A 22382-nucleotide genomic window follows, 5' to 3' on the forward strand; every position below is an offset into this window, starting at 1 on the left:
CCCCTCGTGGGCCGGCTTGCGTAGCACCCGAGGCCACCATGCAAATCAAACTCGCCAATCCCCGCGGCTTCTGTGCCGGCGTCGACCGGGCGATCGAGATCGTCAACCGCGCCCTCGACGTCTTCGGCCCGCCGATCTACGTGCGCCATGAAGTGGTGCACAACAAGTTCGTGGTGGAGAACCTGCGCAACCGTGGCGCCGTGTTCGTCGAAGAGCTCGACCAGGTGCCGGACGACACCATCGTCATCTTCAGTGCCCACGGCGTTTCCCAGGCCGTGCGCAAGGAAGCCGAGAACCGCGGCCTGAAAGTCTTCGACGCCACCTGCCCGCTGGTGACCAAGGTGCATATGGAAGTCGTGCGCTACAGCCGCGACGGCCACGAGTGCATCCTGATCGGCCACGAAGGCCACCCGGAAGTCGAAGGCACCATGGGCCAGTATGACGACTCCAATGGCGGCGCCATCTACCTGGTAGAAGACGAGGCGGATGTTGCCGCGCTGCAAGTGCGCAATCCGGAGGCACTGCATTTCGTTACCCAGACCACCCTGTCGATGGACGACACCTCCAAGGTGATCGACGCCCTGCGCGCGAAATTCCCGCACATCCAGGGCCCGCGCAAGAACGACATCTGCTACGCCACCCAGAACCGCCAGGATGCCGTCAAGGAACTGGCCGATCAGTGCGACCTAGTGCTCGTGGTTGGCAGCCCGAACAGCTCCAACTCCAACCGCCTGCGCGAACTGGCGGAGCGCATGGGCACGCCTGGTTACCTGATCGACGGCGCCGAGGACATGCAGAAGGAGTGGTTCGATGGCGTGCAGCGCATCGGTATCACCGCCGGCGCTTCGGCCCCGGAAGTGCTGGTGCGCGGCGTGATCCAGCAATTGCGCGATTGGGGGGCAGAAGCCGAGGTGGAGTTGGATGGGCGGGAGGAGAACATTACCTTCTCGATGCCCAAGGAGTTGCGGGTCAAGGCGCTTTAGGCCGTTTCCCGCGCCTAATAAAAAACCCGCGAAAGCGGGTTTTTTATTAGGCGCGGGTCAGATGCCGCTGCAGCTGCCCCAGGCGTTCGTCAATGCGCCAGAGCCCGACTTGGCTCCGGAGGAGTTGAGGATTAGCGAGCCCTTGCCCGCCAGCACGCCCGTTGCGGTAACGCTGGCGGTAAGGGTGTAGCCGGTGTCGGTCAAATTGCTCAGGGCGATGGTGAAGTTCTTCTTGCTGCCATCTACCGGAGCCGATTGGTAGACCCCCAGGTCCGTCGCGCCGGCCGACGAGTAGGTATTGTGCTGGGCACGGTAGCGCTCCATCACGTTGGCCGCGCCCAGTAGCACTCCTTTGCCGTCTTCACAGGCGCCGCGCCTCACGTAGCTTTGGTAGCTGGGGAAAGCGATCGCCGAGAGTACGCCGATGACGATGACCACGATCATCAGCTCGATCAGTGTGAAACCTTGTTCCTTGTGCATGCTTGCAACCTGGTCTGTTGGGCTCATGGGGTCTGGTCGATCCAGAATGAGCGGGGGTCGTTGTCCAGCAGGACTCGCTTGAACTGGCCAGTGCTGCCGTTTTGGCCGGTCACCGAATAACCGGTGCCTGCGGCGTTCACGTAGCAGCTGGAGCCCTGGCAGAAGACTACCGGGTCGGGCGCAAGGCCACCGTTGGCCAGGCTGTTCTTGAAGCGATCGGATGGGTCGCTGCTGTCCACCATGGTCGGTGTTGCATCGAGGATGTTCACCTCATAAGAGCGGTTCAACCCAACGGCAGCCTGGCAGGAGTTGGAGACTGCCGTGGGCTGGTAGGTGTTGAAGAACAACTTGCCATTGAGGGTCACTGCGCGAGTCAGGACTTTTTCCCCGTCCTGACTGTTCATCTTGATGTACCAGCCCTTGGCTGCCTTCAACGTGGCCAGCTGAGCGGCTTTCTCGTCTTCGGTGCCATTCTGCACAAGGTTCGCAGTGGCGTCGTACAGGTCGCTCTCGGTGATAGTGCCTTCGTTGCCACTGGCCGGCTTGGTTATGTTCTGGGTGCGGAACGAGTAGAAACGGTCCTGGGCGCTCTTGTCCAGCGGGTGGCCTCGATAGCCGGAGCCCACGTTCACCGCGAGCGCCAGGGTGCCGCTGTCGTTGAGCAGGGCGACGTCCACTTCGTTGTAGAAGCGGCGCAGCTTGGCCTTGCGATCGGCGGTCGTTTCACTGGTGGTGTCGGCCGGGACGATGTTGGCGAAGACGCCGTCGCCGCTGTTCCCGCCCGGAGTGACCAGGTTGGCGCCGCTGCTGCCGTTATTGATGTAGAAACGCCAGACCTGACCGCCGAGGTCGCCGATGAAGATCTGGTCGGCCAACTGCTGGCTGTCCGAGATCAGTGCGCCCTGGGTGTTCTTCTGCAGATCGAGGACCCGCACGCGCCCCGGCATGCTGTAGTTCATCTTGTTCAGGACCTTGGTGGCCGAACTGTCATTGCTGGCCGACCAGATCAGCGCGCCGGTCTTGGCATTGACGATGTACAGTGCATTGCCCTGATCGTCGGTAGTGCGGACGCTGGCGTTGTCCTGGTCGACGTCATAACCGCCAGCGAAGATCAGCACATCCGTGGGCGGATTGCTGTCGCTGGCCGTGCCCACCTGGATCTGCGTCTTCACCGGGGCCGACCAGGTCTGGCCGAGCTTGCTGAAGCCGCTGGTGGTGCCGCCGAGGATCTGCCACATCAGGCGCGGTGCGCTCCGGTCGGTGATATCCAGAGCGTAGATGTCGCGGCCACCGCGCCCCATGGTCACGTAGGCATAGACGAATTCGCCGTCGTTCAGACCGCTGATGGTTTCGCCGGTTAGCAGGTTCTTGCCGCCGTAGATCACGCCGTTGTTGTTGGCGTCGTTGACCCACAGGGTGACGGTGTTGTCGAGGCCATAGGGGCGGGGCTTCTGGCTGGTGGAGCGGGCGTTGTTGTACAGCGCCTTGATGTTGCCCAGCAGAGCCTTGGGCATGAAGGCCATCTGCTCGACGCCGGTCTTCGAATTGATGACGTGCAGGTAACCTTCGTTGGAGGAAACCACCACGCTCTGGTCTGCATCGCTGCAGCTTCCATCGCTGGCCACAGAGGTATTGCAACCCCAGGTCGCGAGGCGGGGAGAGGAGTGCAGGGGATCGCCCATGGCTTTGCGAACGGTACTGTCCGCCGGGTTGGTGCCGCGGATGTAGTTGATGAGGTTGGTACGTTCGGTGGCATCGGCCGCACCGAGCATGTCCGCGGTCAAAGTGGTGTTCGCGGTGCTGAGCAGGCTGTTGTTGCCGGTACTCAGGGTGACCGCGGACGTCAGTGTGGAGCCGGTATAGGTGTACAGCTTGCGGCTGCTCGGGTCGGTCAGCAGCGCAGCAGCACCGCCGGCAGCGGTGTTGTTGCCGTCGGCCGGGTTGCTCCAGTAGCTGCGTGCCGTGTTACGGAAGAAGCCAGTGTTGGCATCGATCGCCGGAGTGCCGTCGGCGTCGACGATCTGTGCGACGGAGGTATCGCCTTCGGGAGTGGCGAAGCGGTAGCGCTTGACGTTGCCCGCCCAGCGGTCGTTTTCCGAGGGTTTGAACAGCGAGTAGTACAGCTCGTCCTTGTTGTCCGCACGGTTGAAGGAGTTCACCGGGGCGCTGACGCTGACGAAGGTGGTGTCGGTGGCCAATACCTGCTGGATGATGGCATTGAATGCCGCCGACAGCTGGGCCGCGTCGGTGGCCGTATAGAACGACCCCTTGCCGTTGCTGGCTACGTCGCGCAGGAAATTCTTGATGTTGGTACTGGCCGTGCCTCCGCTGGCATCCAGGGCGAAACCGACGGTGTGGGTGATGAAATAGTTATCACCGTCGAATGCGGACTGGTCATTGGCGGACAGCCAGCCGGCCAGGGACCGGGCGCAGCGTTCGCCATCGTCGCTGGCATCGCCGGTGCAGCTCTTGCCGATCAGGCTGCCAATCGCGTTCTTGGCGTCGTTGGTGTTGTTGTTGGCCTGGCCGTCGGTGAGTATCACTATGTGGGTGGCCTGGCAGGCGCTGGTCATCGGCGAGCTATAGCCGCTGCGGTCGCCCCGCAGATACTGTGTAGCCTCAAGGTAGGTCGGCACGATCGGCGTACCGTCCTTGGCCGTCATGTTCTGCACCAGGGCATCGAGGTGATTACGTACTGTGTTGGTGCTGACCCCGAGTCCACCGTTGGCCACCTTGATGCGCAGCTTGATCGACTGCGATGGGTTGGTCTCATAGGCACGCACGCTCAGGTTGGTATCCGAGCCCTGGTTGAGCAACAGAGTGACGGCATTGCCCGGTTGCCAGCCGCTGCGGTTTACCACTGCTTGCAGTGAGGTCTTGATCGCTGCGTCGCGGCAAATGTACGGAGTATTGGCAGTCCAGCCGCCGCCGGCATTGTTGATGGTGCAGGTGGCGGTGCTGGTGCGATTGCGGTTGCTCAGGTTGCTGGTGTCGGAGGTGAACGCCGCCGAGTTGTCCGCCGCCTCGAAGCTGATGGTGGTCGAGGCGTTGGGCGAGTTGGAGGAGGAGGCCGGGGTCATGATCACCTGGGCATCCAGGATGTTGGCATTGCGATTGAGCGCCAGGCCCTCGTAGCGCGCGCCGACGTAGGCGCGGTTCAGCGTGAGGCTGTTACCGGCCAGGTTCATGCTGCCAGTACGGCTTTCGTAGGCGTCGTTCTTCTGGTCGGTGACACGGGCTTCGAGAATCGGGTTGAGGCAACCGCTGGTACCACCGGTATAGGAGATGGTCAGGCGCGGCTGCAGGCCGGCGCCGCCATCATAGCTGTAGGCGGTGCGCGAACCCGTTCCAGTGCTCGGAGTGAGGAAGAAGGCCATCGCGTTATTGCCGCACCAGCCTGTCTGGTTCACGACCTCCTGCACCTGGCCGGTTACATCGGGACCGTCTACATACACGGGAGGGTTTTCGGTGATCCATTCCGGCGCCTGCCAGTTCGTCAGCGCAGTGGTCTTGGTGCGGTTGGCGAAGTGCTCGCCGGTGCTCAGCACCGGTGCGTCGCTGCTCAGTTGCGCCTTGACCTGGAAGGTCACGGCCTGGCTGCTGGACGAGGCCGGGACGAAGTCCAGGCGCGCCGAGGTGACGTTAGCGCCCTGGGGAATCGAGACGTTCTCGAAGCGCATTGCGCCGACACGGGTCTGTGTCTGGGTGGTCGGCGTGGTGTAGTTGATGATCAGGCGCGGCGCTGAAGCGGTCGGGCAGCCAGAGGCACAGAATGTGTAGTCGCTGTTCTGGCTGGCACGGAAGGCTAGCAGTACGTCGCCGATAGGGTCGGCTACCGGGTTCGTCGTCAAAATGTCGTTGATCAGCGGCAGGACGTTGAACTGAACGCTGGTGCCATTTCGCCAGGTGGTTGCGGTGATCCTGGAGGCAGTGGTGCTGAAGGTTCGGTTGCTGCCAAGTTTCTGATCGTCGTTGAGGTCTGCAGGCGTCTTGCTGCGCTGGGCGCGAATGCTCAGCTGCGGCGGCGTGCCGGTGTTGCTGTTGGTGGGGGTCAACTGCAGAACGGCGCTCTGAATCGTCGCATTCGGAGGCAAGTTGACACCCTTGATCAGCAGCAATGCCGTCATGCCCGCAGTGGAGTTGCGCACGTTCATGCTGGTGACCGCTTTGCAGTTCGTGCGATTGGCGGTCGCTGCGACGTTGCAGGCGTAATCCGCCGCAGCCGGTGCGGTGTTATACGCAGTGCTGCTGAAGAACGCGTTGGAGCCGGTGAGCGGTACATCCTTCAGCCCGGGGGTGTCGATATTGACTCCCACGTAGCCCATCACCAGGCTGGGGTCGTCCAGCACCGGTGCGCTGCTCACGTCGGTGCGTTCGGTACCGTCCCCCACGCTGTCGAGCAGCTCAGGGGCGTTGGCCACCTGGGTAACCGAGCTGGGCATGATGTCGTCGATGTTCTCCACCGGAAACACCATGCGCGTGCCGTCGTATTCGGTACGCGAGTTCAGCACCATCACGCCGGCGTTGATGCCTTTTACGCTCTGGATGATGTCGGAGAAAGCGCCCTTGAGGATGGTCATCCGTGAGGACTGGCCGCCCGAAGGGTTGTCGTTGCTGTCGGTCCGCCAGGCCATGGAGCCGGAGTTATCCAGCACGAAGAGCACGTTGGGACGGATGCCGCTGTCGATGGCCGGGCCGCCGAAGAAGATTTCAGTGTCGTCGGCATAGCTCAGGGTCGCCGACGACATCAGGCCGGTGGCGAGCATGCCGGTCAGCAGGGCGCGGATTTTCGGGATTCTGTTCATGGGCGCTCCTGTTACTTGACCCGACGTTGTTCGTAACCTTGCATGTGACGCGCGCGTGCATACCCATTGTCCGTAGCGGGGGTGCAGGTATTGGCGTCACTGCCACAGGCGACAGCAAGGCTGGTGATGGGGTAGGTGCGGAACTCGGGGTTTTCGGTGCCGATGGAGCTGCCCGCACCTGGAGGCAGGATGATCGGGTCGGACGAGGACACGGCGTATTTGGCTACAACGTTGTTGTCCGCATCTTTCAGCGTTGCGGGGGCCGTGCGCGTATCCAGCGTGATGCCGGTCTTCACGTATTTGTCGATCCATGCCGCCAGACCGCTCTCCGACGCCTGGAAGGCGACGTTCTGGTTCTGGCTGTTGATCGCCATGCGCTGTTGTATGGAGGACATGTTGGCGGCGCTGATGGCGATCACCGTCAACAGCAGCAGAAGCATCAGGCTGACCAGCAGGGCCATGCCTCGTTGCGGTTCGCGGGAAGTCATTGCGAGCGGTTCCTGATCTGGACGGTGGTGCTGAAATCACGGGTGATGTTCTGCTGGGTATCGGTCGCACGAACCGACACCTGGAGCGAGGTCGCTCGGGCGAGATCGTCCGGGGTCGGGCTTGCCTGCCAGATGATCGTAGTGCCGGCCTTGTTCGGAATGCCGTAGCGAATGGCGCTGATGGTCACGTCGCTGGTGAGCTGTGCGGCAGTGCCGCCGTTGCTGGTGACGCAGATGCCACCCTGGCTGCCGGAGCAGTTGGCATAGGTGACGTCGTGCAGATACAACTGAGAGTTGTCGCAGTCCCTCTGCGGGAAGCTGGTGGCCGTGCTGTCGCGTGAGGCGTAGCGCAGGGTCACGCCCAGTGGGTTTGATTGAGCGAGCACCACATCGTCCGGGAAAGTAATGTTGCCGACCTTGATCAGTGTGAGCGGGTTGACGCAGCCCTCGAACCCGGCGCGCCAGGTATCCTGGCGGATCAGTTCCAGTACAGTGCGGCCGCTCTCTTGAACTCGAGCGAGGGCGGAGTTGGTGCGGTCGGTCGCTGCCGAGTTCGAGTACAGCTGGGTCACGCCCAGTACCAGTAGGCTGGCGAGGACGATTGCCACCATCAGTTCGACAAGCGAAAAGCCCCGCTGGCGAAGCGCTGCGGGCTGTCGATACGCATACGTCATAGGTCGGTTCTCAGCTTGTAGTTCAGCGTATCGGGCGTGTTGTTGGTGTTGTGGGTCAGTGAGGTTTCCTGCCAGCTCAGATTGATTTCGTAGCTGCGCCCGGAGATCTGTTTGACCGTGGCGGTTGCTCCGGGAATGCTGCTTTGCAGGTCGGCCCACCATTGCGCCATGTCCCAGGCGGCCATCTGCGCAGGCGTACAGCCGTTTTGCTGGCAGTCCCTGGCGGCGTCGCTCGGGCTGCCGCTGGCCAGTGCGTAAGGGGAGCTGTCTGCCTCGGCTTTGGAGCGATTGGCGCGCATGCGCTCGACGATGTCGTAAGCCAGTACGGTGGCCTGAGCGCGGGCGTAAGCGCTCTGGTTGTTCTGCAGGCTGGTCACCATCAGGCTGGCCATTCCGAGCAGGCCGATGGCGAGAATCATCATCGCGATCATCACTTCGAGCAGGGTGAAACCGGAGGATTGGCGTTTCATGGGCATTGCCCCGCTACGATGGCGGCATGGCCGAGCAGGTTGACGTTGATCTGCCGCGCAACGTTTCCGCTGCTGTTGCAGATGCCGAAGGATGTAGCGGAGCTGATGGTGCCGTTGGCATTGAAGGTCAGGCTGCTGACGCTGTTCGATCCACTGCTGGCGCTGATCGCGGTGCCGTTGCTGATATCCGGCACTACCCGTACCGGCGTGCTGCTGCCGTTACGCAGGGCGATCATGCCGTTGTTCCAGGTAGCACCCTGAGTACAGGTGCTCTGGTCGGTGCTGGGGCAGACAGTCACCGTTCTGCCCATGGTCATCGCTTCGCTGCGGGCGAGTTGCAGCAGACCGAGCAGGTTGTTGGACGTGGTCGTCACCCGGTTGCTCGCGAGCGTGTGCTGGAAGCTCGGGAAGGCAATTGAGGCGAGGATCGCGATGATCGCGATCACGGTGACCAGTTCCACCAGCGTAAGCCCGGCTTGCTCCTTGGGGCGCGACATAGGCGCATTCCTCACATTTTCGATAGCAGCAATGCTGCCTAGTCGCGTGGGAAATGTCTGTTTTCTGTGGATGACCGTTCGTATTAGGGGGACGTTCGGTCATGCGGTCCCGGGTTCTGTGAACCCCGTCGCTCAGGGGCTGAGAACTCGGTCAGCGAGGGCAGAAGTCTTCGGTGCTCCCAGGCTCGGTGCGAATGCGCCCGGCCTTGTTGAAGACGACCCGATAGCTCGTTCGGCCCTCGCCGCAGAGGGTCAGCGTGCCGGAGTGAAAGGCGCCGTTGGGCTGGATCGCATTACCGCGTGGGGTGAAGTGTATGTAGCGGCGTGAAGTGCTGTCGGTGCGGATGTCGATGCCGCGCAGTGAGCCGTGAGCGGCAAGGGGCGGTTGCTGGGAGTTGTGCGTACCAAGGTTGCCGGTGTCGACGAAGACCTCCCAGCCGGAGGCCCAGTCGCCGTTGTCTGCGCTGACGCTGATCGATTGTCCGCGGTGCACCGCTGATTCGCGGGCAAAGTCCAGGGCATTGCGGAGTTCCTGGGTGGCGACGCTCACTCGCTGGTCGCGCAGGAGTTCGCTCAAGGACGGGGCGGCGACGGACAGTACGATGGCGAGTATTGCGAGAGCGCACAGCAGTTCGACAAGGGTAAAGCCCCGTTCCCTGGTCATGATTTGCTTCCGGGTCGTTGAGATGCGGGAAGTATCGGCCCCGGATGGCGGCGTGCCTGTCGACGAGTTGGATGAAGGGTGTAGGAGCGGTCCGATGCCGCATCGACTTCCGTCTTGCTCCGCCAACGTTCCAGGCCCGGTATAGTGTGCGGCCGGCGATGGGCCGTTGATTTTCCAGTGATGTGGGGCGTGGTATGCCGGACATGATCGTGGTGGGCGGTGGGGTAGTCGGGATGCTGACTGCCTGGACTCTGGGGCAGGCAGGTGCCGAGGTGGTGCTGCTGGAGAAGGGCGAGACCGGGCGCGAAGCGTCCTGGGCTGGCGGTGGCATCGTCTCGCCGCTTTATCCGTGGCGCTACAGCGCGGCAGTCGCCAACCTGGCCCACTGGTCGCAGGACTTCTACCCGCGGCTGAGTGACCGACTGCTCAGCGATACCGGGCTCGACCCGGAAGTACATGTCACGGGCCTCTACTGGCTGGACCTCGATGACCAGGCCGAAGCTCTGGCTTGGGCCAAGGCCCATGGTCGCCCGCTTGCGGAAGTGGACATCGGCGCCGTGCATGACGCCGTCCCAGTGCTGGGTCAGGGCTTCGAGCGTGCCGTATACATGTCTGGGGTAGCCAACGTGCGCAATCCGCGCCTGGCCAAGTCGCTGCGCGAGGCGCTGCTGCGACTTCCGAACGTCAGCGTGCGTGAGCAGGTCGAGGTGACCGGCTTCCTGCGCGAGGGCGAGCGTGTGAACGGCGTGCGCACTGAGCAGGGCGATTTCATTGCCGATTCAGTGGTGCTGGCGGCCGGTGCCTGGAGCGGCGAGTTGTTGGCGAAGCTGGGCCTGCAGCTGCCGGTGGAGCCGGTGAAGGGGCAGATGATCCTTTACCGCTGCGTCCCGGACTTCCTCTCCAGCATGGTGCTGGCCAAAGGTCGCTACGCGATTCCGCGCCGCGATGGGCACATCCTGGTGGGCAGCACGCTCGAGCATGCCGGTTTCGACAAGACTCCGACGGGTGAGGCCTTGAGCAGCCTGCGCGCCTCTGCTGAGGAGCTGATCCCCGCGCTGGCGGGCAGGGAGCCGGTGAATCACTGGGCCGGGCTGCGTCCGGGCTCGCCGCAGGGCATTCCCTTTATTGGCGAGGTGCCCGGCCATCAGGGCCTGTGGCTGAACACCGGTCACTATCGCAATGGCCTGGTGCTGGCGCCGGCGTCCTGCCAGTTGCTGGCGGACCTGATGCAGAAGCGCTCGCCGATCATCGAGGCGGCGCCGTACGCGCCGGAAGGGCGCCTGGTGGCGACGCCCATCGTCTAGGGGCGGCTGGGCTGGGGATCAGTCGATCCCCAGTTTCTTCAGGCGATAGCGCATGGAACGGAAGGTCAGGCCCAGGCGTTGCGCCGCCGCAGTGCGGTTCCAGCGAGTCTCTTCCAGGGCTTGCATGATCAGCTTGCGTTCGATGTCCTCGAGGTAATCCTCAAGGTTGTCGATCTGCGCCAGGCTGGCTTCGCCAGCGCCGTCCGGGGAGCTGGTCTCGGCCAGACGCAGGTCGTGGGGCTGGATGACGTCGTCTTCGCAAAGCGTGTAGGCGCGCTCGAGCATGTTCTCAAGCTCCCGCACGTTGCCCGGGAAACGGTAGCTCTTGAGCTTCTCCAGGGCATCGGCGCTGACCGAGGCGGCCGTCAATCCGCTGTCGCCGGCGAGGCGCTTGAGTACGCGATCGGTCAGCAGCGGGATGTCTTCACGACGCTCGCGCAGGGGCGGAACCCGCAGTTCGATGACGTTCAGGCGATAGTAGAGGTCCTGGCGGAAGCGCCCGGCGGCCACTTCGGCGGCCAGGTCCTTGTGCGTCGCGCAGAGGATGCGCACGTCTACCGCGACTTCCTGCTGGCCGCCCACGGCGCGCACGGCCTTTTCCTGGATGACGCGCAGCAGCTTGACCTGCATCGGCAGTGGCAGGTCGGCCACCTCGTCGAGGAACAGGGTGCCGCCGTTCGCGGCCTGGAACAGGCCCAGTTTGTCTTCCACGGCGCCGGTGAAGCTGCCTTTCTTGTGGCCGAAGAACTCGCTTTCCATCAGCTCTGACGGAATGGCGCCGCAGTTGACCGGCACGAAGGTCTGGACCTCCCGCGGGCCTTGCTCGTGGATCAACCGGGCTACCAGTTCCTTGCCGCTGCCGGATTCGCCGCTGATATAAACCGGCGCCTGGCTGCGGGCCAGCTTGGCCACCTGGTTACGCAGGGTGCGCATGGGTGGGGAATCACCGAGCAGGCGGCTGTCCACCGGGGCTTCCTCGGCTTCCGGCGAGCGCAGGCGCAGGGCGGAGTTCACCAGCTCACGCAGACGGGCGAGGTCCACAGGCTTGGTCAGGAAGTCGAAGGCGCCGGCCTTGAGCGCCTGCACCGCGGTATCCAGGCTGCCGAAGGCGGTGATCATCGCCACCGGCATCTGCGGATGGCGTTGCTGGATGTATTGCACCAGGTCCAGGCCGGTGCCGTCGGGCAGGCGCATGTCGGTGAGGCAGAAGTCGAACGGCTCGCGCGCTAGGAAATCGCGGGCTTCCTTGACGTTGCGGGCGCTGCGGGTGTCCAGCTTCATGCGGCCGAGGGTGATTTCCAGCAGCTCGCGAATGTCGGGTTCGTCGTCGACGATCAGGGCTTTTTGACGGCTCATGTTCTTTGCGTCTTCTTAGCTTTGTTTGCGCGGGTGGGCGAAGGTGATGCGGAAGCAGCTGCCGCCTTCGTCACGCGTCTTGTAGTCCAGTCGAGCCTGATTGCTTTCGCACAGCTCGCGGGAGATATACAGGCCAAGGCCTGTGCCCTTGCTTTCGGTGGTGAAGAACGGCTCGAACAGTTTCCCCCGCTGTTCGGCGCTGATGCCGGGACCGTCGTCGAGCACTTCCAGCACGGGCAAGTCGGTCTCGCTGTCGCGGTACAGGCGCAGCCAGACCTGGCCGGTGCCGTTCTTCTGGGTGCTGTACCGTAACCCATTCTGCACGAGGTTGGTCAGTACCTGCGTCAACTGATGCGGGTCCATGCGCGTCTGCACGGTGCCCTGGCCGGTCTCCACGTGGATCTGCTGTCCCTCGCGCAGGCCTTCGCGCATCTCGCCAGCGTAGCGGTGCAGCCAGTATTTCAGGTCGAGCAGCTGCGGTTCGGACTGGCGTCGGCGCGACAGCTGCAGAACGTTCTCGATGACCAGGTTCATGCGCCGCGACTGGTCCTGGATAATCTGCGCCAGGCGCCGGTCGGGCTTGTCCATTTCTTCCGATTCCAGCAGCAACTGGGCGGCATGGCTGATCGCGCCCAGCGGATTGCGGATTTCATGGGCGATGCCGGCAGTCAGCCGGCCAAGCGCGGCGAGCTTGAGCTGCTGGGCCTGCTGGGCGATCTGCGAAATGTCCTCGAGGAACATCAGGATGTGCTGTTCGTTGCCCCGACGCAGCGGGATGAAGCTGGGCTGTACGGTCAGGCCGGACTCCATGGGTTGCAGGCTTGGCGGGCGCAGGGCGGGGTTCTGCTGCCATTGCTGCAGGCTGGAGACCAACTGCGGGCTGTACTCGGCCAGTGAGTGGCCGGGCAGGTCGTGGCCGCCCAGCAGCGTAGTGGCGCTCTGGTTGGCCAGCAGCACGCGGTGACGATCGCCCAGTACCAGGATACCGGTGCGCATGCGCTGCAGGATCAGCGCGTTGAGCTCTTCGAGGTTGGCTACCGTGGTGGCACGCTGCTCGGCGATGTTCTCGACGATCTGCTGGCGCCGGGCCAGGGCCTGGATCAGCAGGGCCGAGGCGAAGCTCAGGGCGCCCAGGCCGCCGGCCTGCACGTAGTGGTTGAGGGCGGTGACCTGGCTGAGGCTCAGGTAGAAGGTCAGGTAGATCAGGTTGATGGCGGCGATAGCGGCGATCAGCAGGCCGATGCGCCCGCGCAGCAGGATGTTGGCAATGGCCACGGCGACCACCATCAGGTTGCCGATGCCGCTGGGGATGCCGCCGGCGGTATAGAACAGCGCGCTGAGCAGGAGTATGTCCAGCGCTGCCAGGATGAACAGCGGCAGCAGCTGGCGCGGTGTCGGCATCAGCACGGCGATCAGGATGTTGAGGATCAGGTAGACCCAGCAGCCGACATGGAAAAGCTCGGGGTGGGCCAGCTTGAGCAGTTCATCATCCAGGCTGCTGGAGATCAGCAGTACCAGTACCAGGCCGATGGTCAGGCGATACAGGTGGTACAGGCGCAGGACACGCAGGCCCTGGCCCGTAAGGGAGATCCCTTCAGCGACCACGGTCGGTGCGGTCCTGTTCGAGGTGCGCGCGGCTGCAGTACCACTTGCTCTCATCCTGCAGGGCGTGGCTCTGCGGCACGTGCACGCCGCACTGTGCGCAGCGGACCATCGGCGCGGCGGGGTCGTCGCCCTTGGGCTTCTCGACGGGGCGCGCCGGTCGGGTGGCCTTGCGCCACAGCCACCAACCAAAGGCGAAGAGGGCGATCCAGAACAGCAGACGGGTCATGGCAATCCCTTGTGCATAAAGAGCGGCAGTTTATCCAAGCCTCGCGGCGCCGCACAGTGAGCCCGTGTGCGCTCCGCCGATCAGGGGTAAAAGACCCTTGAATCTTTCCAGGATGAAAAAAGGGAGGCCGAAGCCTCCCTTTTTCGTCGAACCTGACGGTATCAGTCGAAGATACCGAAGGTCATGTAGCTGAACCAGGAACGGTTGCTGCTGCCGGAGTTGCCTTCGGACTCGTGCTGTTCCTCTTCCACGTCGCTCTGGTTCTCGGGCTTGAGCTCCGCGGGGATCTGCTGTTCGGCGTCTTCGTACTGCTTGATCACGTCCTTGGATGCCTGGGTTTCCATGTGCGGCGGGGCATCATTGGTCTCGATCAGGCCCAGGGTGGCCTTGGCCAGCCAGGAGCGGTTGTCGGCTTCGTCTTCACGCGGAACGAACTGGCCATCCTTGAGGCTGGGGTTGTCCGGGTAGTTCGCCTTCAGGGTTTCCAGGCTGGAATCGGCCAGGTCGTTCAGGCCCAGGCGCTGGTACGCCTCGACCATGATCGCCAGGCCATCGCCGACGGCCGGGGTTTCCTGGAAGTTCTCGACCACGTAGCGGCCGCGGTTGGCGGCGGCGACGTAAGCCTGGCGCTTGAGGTAGTAGTGGCCGACGTGTACTTCGTAGGCCGCCAGCAGGTTGCGCAGGTAGATCATGCGCGCCTTGGCGTCCGGGGCGTAGCGGCTGTTCGGGTAGCGGCTGACCAGTTGGGCGAACTCGTTGAACGAGTCGCGAGCGGCGCCCGGGTCACGTTTGGTCATGTCCAGCGGCAGGAAGCGCGCCAGCAGGCCGCGGTCCTGGTCGAAGGAGGCCAGGCCCTTGAGGTAGTAGGCGTAGTCGACGTTCGGATGCTGCGGGTGCAGGCGGATGAAGCGCTCGGCGGACGCGCGGGCAGCCTCGGGCTCCATGTTCTTGTAGTTGGCGTAGATCAGTTCCAACTGGGCCTGCTCGGCATAGCGGCCGAACGGATAGCGGGACTCCAGCGCCTTCAGCTTGGCGACGGCGTTGGTGTAGCTCTTGTTATTGAGGTCTTCCTGGGCCTGCTGGTACAGCTGGCTTTCGCTCAGGTTCTCATCCACCTTCTCGCCCTTGGAGGAGCAGGCGGTAACGAAGGCGAGGGTGGCGATCAGCAGCAGGTGTTTCACTTGCATGGCGGCTTGCGTCCCTGGACGGTCGGCTGTCGCGGCCGCAACCGTCTGTTATGATTGGCGCCCCAGGGATACCCCTGGGACAAAGGCCCCGTATTTAACCACAGCGCACAGCCGAACCAAAAGGCCGCGCGCCCTTCGTGTCCAGTCATGTCCAATATGATCCAACTCGCGGCAGAAGTGCCGTTCGACCTCGGTGGTCAGCGTCTCGACCAGGTCGCCGCCCAGCTCTTCTCCGACCACTCCCGCTCCCGCCTGGCTGGCTGGATCAAGGACGGCCGTCTCAAGGTCGACGGCGCCGTGCTGCGTCCGCGCGACATTGTCCATGCCGGCTCGCGCCTGGAACTGGATGTCGAGCTGGAGGCCCAGGGTGAATGGGTCGCCCAGGACATCGAGCTGGACATCGTTTATGAAGACGATCACATCCTGGTCATCGACAAGCCGACCGGCCTGGTGGTTCACCCCGCCGCGGGCCACCAGGACGGCACTTTGCTCAATGCGCTGCTGCACCACGTGCCGCACCTGGCCAATGTGCCGCGCGCCGGCATCGTGCACCGCCTGGACAAGGACACCACCGGCCTGATGGTGGTAGCCAAGACCCTGGAGGCCCATACCAACCTGGTTGCGCAGTTGCAGGCGCGCTCGGTCAGTCGCATCTACGAAGCCATCGTTACCGGCGTCATCGTCGCCGGGGGCACCGTCGACGCGCCCATCGGTCGTCATGGTGTGCAACGGCAGAAGATGGCGGTGATCGAGACCGGCAAGGTCGCCATCAGCCATTACCGCGTGCTGGAGCGCTTCCGCGCGCACACCCATACCCGGGTGAAGCTGGAAACCGGCCGTACGCACCAGATCCGCGTCCATATGACGCACATCGGCCATCCGCTGGTGGGGGATCCCACCTACGGCGGGCGTTTCCGCATTCCGCCGGGTGCCAGCCCGACCCTCATCGAGTCCCTGCGCGACTTCCCGCGCCAGGCCCTGCACGCGCGTTTCCTGGAGCTGGATCACCCGGCCACCAGCGTGCGGATGAAATGGGAGTCGCCACTGCCGGACGATTTCACCTGGCTGCTGAGCCTGCTGCGTCAGGACAACGAGTCCTTCGTATGACTTCATGGCTGACGCCCGACTGGCCGGCACCGGCAAATGTTCGTGCCTGCGTGACGACCCGCGCCGGCGGTGTCAGCGTCGAGCCTTTCGACAGCTTCAACCTCGGTGACCATGTCGGTGACGTTCCGGCGGCCGTGGCCGAGAATCGCCGTCGCCTGACTGCCGAGCTGGGTTGCCAGCCGGCCTGGCTGAGCCAGGTGCATGGCATCGAGGTGGTCGAGGCTGATCCGTCCGTCGTCGCCACCGCGGATGCCAGCTGGAGCTATACCCCTGACGTCGCCTGCACCATCATGACCGCCGACTGTTTGCCTGCCTTGTTCTGCGACCGAGCCGGCACTCGCGTCGCCGCAGCACATGCCGGTTGGCGTGGGCTGGTCGGTGGCGTACTGGAGGTGACCGTGGATGCCATGGGCGTTGAGCCTTCGCAATTGCTGGTCTGGTTGGGGCCGTCGATCGGTCCGCAGGCCTTCGAAGTCGGTCCGGAGGTTCGCGAAGCCTTCCTGGCCGAGCATACCGAAGCCGAGCGCGCCTTCCTGCCCAGCGCCAATGCCGGCAAGTTCATGGCGGACATCTATGAACTGGCGCGTATCCGCCTCGCAGCGAAAGGCGTGACCGCCGTCTATGGCGGCGATTTCTGCACCTTCACCGACACCGAGCGCTTCTATTCCTACCGCCGCAGTTCGCGCACCGGCCGCCTGGCCAGCCTGATCTGGCTGGCCTGACTGCCCGTTTGTAGGCGCGAGCCCGCTCGCGAACCGCTGGATACCTTTGTGTCAGGCGAGGTTCGCGAGCAAGCTCGCTCCTACAGGTTCAACTCCGCTCCGGAGGGCCTTCCGAAGACACGAACTGACGGGTGTCATGGCCAAATGGCTTGAACCGACCAAAATCGACCTTATCTATCTGGCATCCCGGCGGGTTAGTCGTGACCAGGGGCATCCATCGCTCCGGCCCGCTCTAGAAAGGAAGGACGACCCTCATGCGAATCGACCGTTTGACCAGCAAGCTCCAGCTTGCACTCTCCGATGCCCAGTCCCTGGCTGTTGGACATGACCACCCGGCCATCGAGCCGGTGCACCTGCTGTCCGCGCTGATCGATCAGCAGGGCGGCTCCATCAAGCCCCTGCTGATGCAGGTCGGCTTCGACATTCCCGCGCTGCGCTCCTCTCTTAATAAGGAGATGGACACGCTGCCGAAGATCCAGAACCCCACCGGCGACGTGAACCTGTCGCAGGATCTGGCGCGCCTGCTCAACCAGGCCGACCGCCTGGCTCAGCAGAAGGGCGACCAGTTTATCTCCAGCGAACTCGTGCTGCTGGCCGCCATGGACGACAGCACCAGGCTCGGCAAGCTGCTGACCAGCCAGGGCGTCTCCAAGAAGGCCCTGGAAAACGCCGTGACCAACCTGCGCGGCGGCGAGGCAGTGAACGACCCCAACGTCGAAGAGTCGCGTCAGGCGCTGGACAAGTACACCGTCGACATGACCAAGCGCGCCGAGGACGGTAAGCTCGACCCGGTGATCGGCCGTGACGACGAGATCCGTCGGACCATCCAGGTCCTGCAGCGCCGCACCAAGAACAACCCCGTGCTGATCGGCGAACCCGGTGTCGGCAAGACCGCCATTGTCGAAGGCCTGGCCCAGCGCATCGTCAACGGCGAAGTGCCCGACGGCCTGAAAGACAAGCGCCTGCTTGCGCTGGACATGGGCGCGCTGATCGCCGGTGCCAAGTTCCGCGGCGAGTTCGAGGAGCGCCTGAAAGCCGTGCTCAACGAGCTGTCCAAGCAGGAAGGCCGGATCATCCTGTTCATCGACGAACTGCACACCATGGTCGGCGCTGGCAAGGCCGAGGGCGCCATGGACGCCGGCAACATGCTCAAGCCGGCCCTGGCCCGTGGCGAGTTGCACTGCGTGGGCGCCACCACCCTGGACGAGTACCGCCAGTACATCGAGAAGGACGCCGCGCTGGAGCGCCGCTTCCAGAAAGTGCTGGTGGATGAGCCGAGCGAGGAAGACACCATCGCCATCCTGCGTGGCCTGAAAGAGCGCTACGAGGTGCATCACGGCGTCACCATCACCGATGGCGCGATCATCGCCGCGGCCAAGCTCAGCCACCGCTACATCACCGACCGTCAGCTGCCGGACAAGGCTATCGACCTGATCGACGAGGCTGCGAGCCGCATCCGCATGGAGATCGACTCCAAGCCGGAGGAACTCGATCGCCTGGATCGTCGCCTGATCCAGCTGAAGATCGAGCGCGAGGCACTGAAAAAAGAGGATGACGAGGCCACCAAGAAGCGCCTCGCCAAGCTCGAAGAAGACATCGCCAAGCTCGAGCGCGAGTACGCTGATCTTGAGGAAATCTGGAAATCGGAGAAAGCCGAGGTTCAGGGTTCCGCGCAGATCCAGCAGAAGATCGAGCAGGCCAAGCAGGAAATGGAAACCGCCCGCCGCAAGGGCGACCTGGAAACCATGGCGCGCATCCAGTACCAGACCATTCCGGACCTGGAGCGCAGCCTGCAGATGGTCGACCAGCACGGCCAGACCGAGAAGCAACTACTGCGCAACAAGGTGACCGACGAGGAAATTGCCGAGGTCGTCGCCAAGTGGACCGGCATTCCGGTCTCCAAGATGCTCGAAGGCGAGCGCGAGAAACTGCTGCGCATGGAAGACGAGCTGCACAAGCGCGTCATCGGCCAGCACGAGGCCGTGGTGGCCGTCTCCAACGCCGTGCGCCGTTCCCGTGCGGGCTTGGCTGACCCGAACCGCCCGAGCGGCTCGTTCCTCTTCCTCGGCCCGACCGGGGTGGGCAAGACCGAGCTGTGCAAGGCCCTGGCCGAATTCCTCTTCGACACCGAGGAAGCGCTGGTGCGCATCGACATGTCCGAGTTCATGGAGAAGCACTCCGTGGCTCGCCTGATCGGTGCACCGCCGGGCTACGTGGGTTATGAAGAAGGCGGTTACCTGACCGAGGCTGTGCGCCGCAAACCGTACTCGGTGGTACTGCTCGACGAAGTCGAGAAGGCCCATCCGGACGTCTTCAACGTGCTGCTGCAGGTGCTGGAGGATGGTCGTCTGACCGACAGCCACGGCCGTACCGTGGACTTCCGCAACACCGTGGTGGTGATGACCTCGAACCTGGGGTCGGCGCAGATCCAGGAGCTGGTCGGCGATCGTGAGGCCCAGCATGCTGCGGTCATGGGCGCGGTGAATTCACACTTCCGACCGGAATTCATCAACCGGATTGACGAAGTAGTGGTCTTCGAACCCTTGGCCCGCGAGCAGATCGCCGGCATTGCGCGGATCCAGATGGGCCGCCTGCGCAAACGCCTGGCCGAGCGCGAGCTGAGCCTGGAGCTGAGCGACGAGGCGATGGACAAGCTGATCGCCGTCGGCTTCGACCCGGTGTATGGCGCGCGGCCGCTCAAGCGTGCGATCCAGCGCTGGATCGAGAACCCGCTGGCGCAGTTGATCCTGGCCGGCAGGTTCAACCCTGGCGCGAAGATCCATGCCAAGGTCGAGAACGACGAGATAGTCTTCTCCTGATCCCCGCTCCACGAAAAAGCCCGCCCATCGGCGGGCTTTTTCATGGCTCTTTATAGGAGCGAGCGTGCTCGCGAACATCCACGCTGCTTGGCCGACGGATAGCGAGCACGCTCGTACCTACAGGTACGGGTGAGTTTCTAGCCAGGCTCGCGGTCGCCACCGAGCATGAGCAACAACTGCTCGACCAGTTCGGCCTGGTCCTCGGCGATATCGATGATGTGGAAACCCGCCCAGCCCAATTGGCCGTCGGTGCCGGCTCGGCTCCACAGGCAGTCCGCGCCCAGATGGATTTCGCCGATCTCGTCCAGCGGCGGTGCCGGTACGAGCTGGCAATCCCAGACGGAATCGGCCTCCGGGACGTCCACGCCACAAAGCATGAATCCTTCGGCAGAGAGGTCGGCGAGTCGACCCAGGCTGCGCCCGGTATGGCGGTCGAAGACTTCCACGGTCAGCCCGGTCTGCTGCCGGCTGTGCTGGCGACGTTCTCCCATCGACTGCTTCCTCAGGTCTGTGCCGGGCTGCGCCCGGAGGTAAAGCGTTGCAGGACCCGGTAGATCGCATTCAAGGCGCGATCCATCAGCGGGGCGGACTGTTCCGTCGGTACCAGGCGGACCTTGCCCGCTTCCATCTCCTGGGCCAACTGCACTATCGGTTTGACCGCCACTCGCTGCCCGGTGTGGTCGACGAACATATAGTTGCGCGTGGTCGGGCTGAACCACGAAAGCTTGAGCCGGCGAGCCGGAGTGGTGTCGCTGAACTCGAACCAGGTGCCGAACTCCAGCTGGCTCAGCTCTTTCATCAATACCCGCACGCGCTCGGAGAGTGCCTCGCTATCGGGTTTGACCAGCGTGTGCCCTTCGGCGCCAAGCATGGCGCCCAGCGGGCTTTCCGGCAGTTCCTGCTTGAGTTGCGCGGCGATCTGCGGTTTCTGTGCCTGAATCGCGTGCTGGCAGGCGACCAGGTCCTGCAGTAGCCGGCGGATTCCGTCTTCGTGGTAGCCGCCCAGCACCTCCAGCCCCTTGCGCAGGTCTTCCAGCAGGGCCAGGCGGATCGCTTGCAGATGATCGCGACCGTCGGCATCCAGCGGTGTCACGCTCCAGGCCAACTGCTCGGCTACCTCGCAGGCACGCCTCCATTCGTCGCTGTGCTCACCGCTACGCAGGACGATGAAGGTAAGAGCATCACACCAGCTCATTTCGAGGAAATTACGCACCAGCTCCGGCAGTTCGCGCTCGTGGGTCACCTTGGTAACAGCGTCCAGCGCCTGTTCTCGGGCGGCCAGGAGGCGGTCACGGCCGCGCGCGGCTTCCATGGCCCGGCGCTCGCGCAACTCGACCTTCTGCCGCAGGTTGGTGACGTATTCGTTGAAGTCGCCCAGCAGGGTGTCGAACAGCGACAGGTCGCCGACGAAATCCTGGATCACCCGCTCGACCACCCAGTGCATCTTTGCCAGCAGTGCGCGCTCCTCGCCCTCTCCGCCGTAGAGCACGCCGGCCTGGGCCATGGCGTTGAGCAGCTTGCGAGCGGGATGGTGGTGCTGGGTGAACAGTTGCTTGTCCAGCAGCGCCACCTTGAGGAAGGGCGTGTGCAGGTGGGAAAGCGTGGTCTTGCAGCTGTCAGGCAGGTTCTCGTCATCGAGGATGAAGTCGAAGACCATGCCCACCAGGTCGATTACGTCGGCCTCCTGGTCGGTCAGGCGAGTGTTCCTGGGCTGGGCGCTGCCGGCTTCCAGCTGGCGTTGCAGGTCGGCTTTCAGTGCATCGACCGGTTGCGGCTGGCGCAGGCGCTGGGCCAGTTCCTGGGCGGATTCGCGCTGCAGGCGATTCAATGCTTCCAGCAGTTCGTTGGCGCTGTAGGTCGTCGTGGCGGAGCTCGGACCGAAGCTGACAATGCTCTGGGTGTTGCCGAACAGGGTGGCCTTGTCTCCGCGTCGACGGCGCTCGGCAAGCAGCACGGCGAGGCCGCCGAACAGCGCATTGCGGTCTCCGGGCGGCATCTCCGGCAGGTCGCCGGTGGCATAGGTGGGGGGAGCCAATGGAATGCCGTTCGTCGCCCCTGCGTCTTTCTCCTCCATCACGGAGCGAGGCGGCGGTGCAGACGCCGAGCGCTGCCCCTGCGGGCGGTACTTGAGGTTCGGCAGGACGCCGCCATCGGCCAGCCGCTTGTTCAGCTGTTCATAGAGCGGCTGAAGATGCTGCATGACCTGCTGATCGAACAGGACATACAGGATGGTCTTGATGCGTAGTGGGAAAGCGCTGCGTGCCAGGGTGTCGCGGAATGCCTGGGCAACGGCCTGCGGGCCGAAGGGATTGCGGTCCTCGCCCAGCTTGCTGCCGTTGTTGAGCAGCGCCAGGCGTTGATCGAGGGCGAACAGCAACTGGGCACAGTGGGCGCGTACCTGGTTGACCATATTGGTCACCAGGAGCGTCTCTTCATATTCGTCGTTACCGACCAGGGTCAGCTGGTCCATGTCCAGCTCTTCCAGCGGCTCGGCGGTGGGTAGCTTGCCTTCGAGAAAGTCGCTCAGGCTCTGGGCGATACGCTGGTGGTAGAAACGTTCGAGGTTCGGCCGCTCACGACGGACTTCGCGCATGGCGTCGAAGAACAGCGCCTGGACCTGATTGTTCTCGGCTTTTTCCGCGCACTCGAAGAGTGTGTCGTCCACCTGGGCGAAGACATTGCCCAGAAGCTCGGCGATGTGATTCATCGCCAATTGGCGGCAGCCCTGGACCAACTCGCCGAAGCGGGGCTGGATGACCCGGCTGGCGATCGGGGAGGGCGGTGGGGTGTCCTTGTTGCTCATGGCCATCCTGTGCGTGATCGTTCCGTTTACACCCGCGGTGGATCACTCGTGTTTTTCCAAGCAGATATAGCAATCAGCCCGGGCCCTGCAAAGCGAAGAAAAACTTTTTGGATCAGAGTGTTGACAGGCGTTTCGATATACGTAAAATGGCGCGCCTCTGATACGGGATTCCGGTGAAGCCGGAAGCGAAGT

The 22382-nt window shown here is 63.6% G+C and carries 18 protein-coding genes; 5 read left to right on the forward strand and 13 right to left on the reverse strand.

Going from position 1 to position 22382, the window contains the following annotated elements:
• Window positions 1-38 precede the first annotated feature (38 nt).
• The gene (ispH, locus tag RS899_RS00955; RefSeq protein ID WP_233300027.1) at window positions 39-983 is read left to right on the forward strand and encodes a 4-hydroxy-3-methylbut-2-enyl diphosphate reductase; all 945 of its coding nucleotides are present in this window, start codon (window positions 39-41) and stop codon (window positions 981-983) included.
• A gap of 57 nt (window positions 984-1040) precedes the next feature.
• Here the strand turns inward: ispH and RS899_RS00960 are convergent, their stop codons facing one another.
• The 7 genes from RS899_RS00960 to RS899_RS00990 form a co-directional block, all read right to left on the reverse strand.
• Window positions 1041-1463 carry a type IV pilin protein gene (locus tag RS899_RS00960; RefSeq protein ID WP_315808870.1) on the reverse strand — a complete coding sequence of 141 codons (423 nt, stop codon included), beginning with the start codon at window positions 1461-1463 and terminating at the stop codon, window positions 1041-1043.
• A gap of 23 nt (window positions 1464-1486) precedes the next feature.
• Window positions 1487-6268, reverse strand: a complete 4782-nt coding sequence (locus RS899_RS00965) for a pilus assembly protein PilY (protein ID WP_315808871.1) — start codon at window positions 6266-6268, stop codon at window positions 1487-1489.
• 11 nt (window positions 6269-6279) lie between these two features.
• A complete protein-coding gene (locus tag RS899_RS00970) occupies window positions 6280-6756 on the reverse strand; it encodes a PilX N-terminal domain-containing pilus assembly protein (RefSeq protein WP_233300029.1) in 477 nt (158 codons plus the stop codon).
• Complete coding sequence (locus RS899_RS00975) at window positions 6753-7367, reverse strand: hypothetical protein (RefSeq protein WP_315808872.1); 615 nt, start codon at window positions 7365-7367, stop codon at window positions 6753-6755. Before RS899_RS00975 ends, RS899_RS00970 begins: the two co-directional genes overlap by 4 nt.
• Before the next feature lie 59 nt (window positions 7368-7426).
• A complete protein-coding gene (gene pilV, locus RS899_RS00980) occupies window positions 7427-7900 on the reverse strand; it encodes a type IV pilus modification protein PilV (RefSeq protein ID WP_170859268.1) in 474 nt (157 codons plus the stop codon).
• Complete coding sequence (locus RS899_RS00985; protein WP_170859285.1) at window positions 7897-8397, reverse strand: GspH/FimT family pseudopilin; 501 nt, start codon at window positions 8395-8397, stop codon at window positions 7897-7899. The genes pilV and RS899_RS00985 overlap by 4 nt, the downstream gene beginning before the upstream one ends.
• A 151-nt stretch (window positions 8398-8548) precedes the next feature.
• On the reverse strand, window positions 8549-9061 hold the full coding sequence (locus RS899_RS00990) for a GspH/FimT family pseudopilin (protein WP_233300031.1): 513 nt from the start codon (window positions 9059-9061) through the stop codon (window positions 8549-8551).
• 194 nt (window positions 9062-9255) lie between these two features.
• Between RS899_RS00990 and thiO the strand changes: the two genes are divergently transcribed.
• Window positions 9256-10365, forward strand: coding sequence for a glycine oxidase ThiO (gene thiO / locus RS899_RS00995; protein ID WP_315808873.1), 1110 nt, complete (start codon window positions 9256-9258; stop codon window positions 10363-10365).
• 18 nt (window positions 10366-10383) lie between these two features.
• On the opposite strand, the gene RS899_RS01000 is transcribed toward thiO, so the two are convergent.
• The 4 genes from RS899_RS01000 to RS899_RS01015 all read right to left on the reverse strand — a co-directional run bounded on the left by RS899_RS01000 (window position 10384) and on the right by RS899_RS01015 (window position 14739).
• A complete protein-coding gene (locus RS899_RS01000; protein ID WP_315808874.1) occupies window positions 10384-11721 on the reverse strand; it encodes a sigma-54 dependent transcriptional regulator in 1338 nt (445 codons plus the stop codon).
• A 15-nt stretch (window positions 11722-11736) separates the two neighbouring features.
• Window positions 11737-13326, reverse strand: coding sequence for a sensor histidine kinase (locus RS899_RS01005; RefSeq protein ID WP_315808875.1), 1590 nt, complete (start codon window positions 13324-13326; stop codon window positions 11737-11739).
• On the reverse strand, window positions 13316-13558 hold the full coding sequence (locus RS899_RS01010; protein WP_024763097.1) for a PP0621 family protein: 243 nt from the start codon (window positions 13556-13558) through the stop codon (window positions 13316-13318). The genes RS899_RS01005 and RS899_RS01010 overlap by 11 nt, the downstream gene beginning before the upstream one ends.
• A gap of 155 nt (window positions 13559-13713) precedes the next feature.
• Window positions 13714-14739, reverse strand: a complete 1026-nt coding sequence (locus RS899_RS01015; RefSeq protein WP_024763098.1) for an outer membrane protein assembly factor BamD — start codon at window positions 14737-14739, stop codon at window positions 13714-13716.
• A 147-nt stretch (window positions 14740-14886) separates the two neighbouring features.
• On the opposite strand from RS899_RS01015, the gene rluD reads away from it, so the two are divergent.
• From rluD to clpB, 3 genes are all read left to right on the forward strand, one after another.
• Window positions 14887-15846 carry a 23S rRNA pseudouridine(1911/1915/1917) synthase RluD gene (gene rluD, locus RS899_RS01020; RefSeq protein WP_233300034.1) on the forward strand — a complete coding sequence of 320 codons (960 nt, stop codon included), beginning with the start codon at window positions 14887-14889 and terminating at the stop codon, window positions 15844-15846.
• Window positions 15843-16568: a peptidoglycan editing factor PgeF gene (gene pgeF / locus RS899_RS01025; RefSeq protein WP_315808876.1), complete on the forward strand. Its 726-nt coding sequence runs from the start codon at window positions 15843-15845 to the stop codon at window positions 16566-16568. The genes rluD and pgeF overlap by 4 nt, the downstream gene beginning before the upstream one ends.
• Before the next feature lie 254 nt (window positions 16569-16822).
• Window positions 16823-19387 (forward strand): ATP-dependent chaperone ClpB, encoded by a 2565-nt coding sequence (clpB, locus tag RS899_RS01030; protein ID WP_315808877.1) that lies wholly within the window; start codon window positions 16823-16825, stop codon window positions 19385-19387.
• Window positions 19388-19524: 137 nt separating this feature from the next.
• Here clpB and RS899_RS01035 read toward each other — a convergent pair whose 3' ends face one another.
• Window positions 19525-19878 carry a PilZ domain-containing protein gene (locus tag RS899_RS01035; protein WP_054909950.1) on the reverse strand — a complete coding sequence of 118 codons (354 nt, stop codon included), beginning with the start codon at window positions 19876-19878 and terminating at the stop codon, window positions 19525-19527.
• A gap of 11 nt (window positions 19879-19889) precedes the next feature.
• Window positions 19890-22190 (reverse strand): DUF1631 domain-containing protein, encoded by a 2301-nt coding sequence (locus tag RS899_RS01040; RefSeq protein ID WP_315808878.1) that lies wholly within the window; start codon window positions 22188-22190, stop codon window positions 19890-19892.
• Between the last annotated feature and the right edge of the window lie 192 nt (window positions 22191-22382).

This window comes from Pseudomonas sp. C9-3 (assembly GCF_032392015.1).
Taxonomy (GTDB): domain Bacteria; phylum Pseudomonadota; class Gammaproteobacteria; order Pseudomonadales; family Pseudomonadaceae; genus Pseudomonas; species Pseudomonas nitroreducens.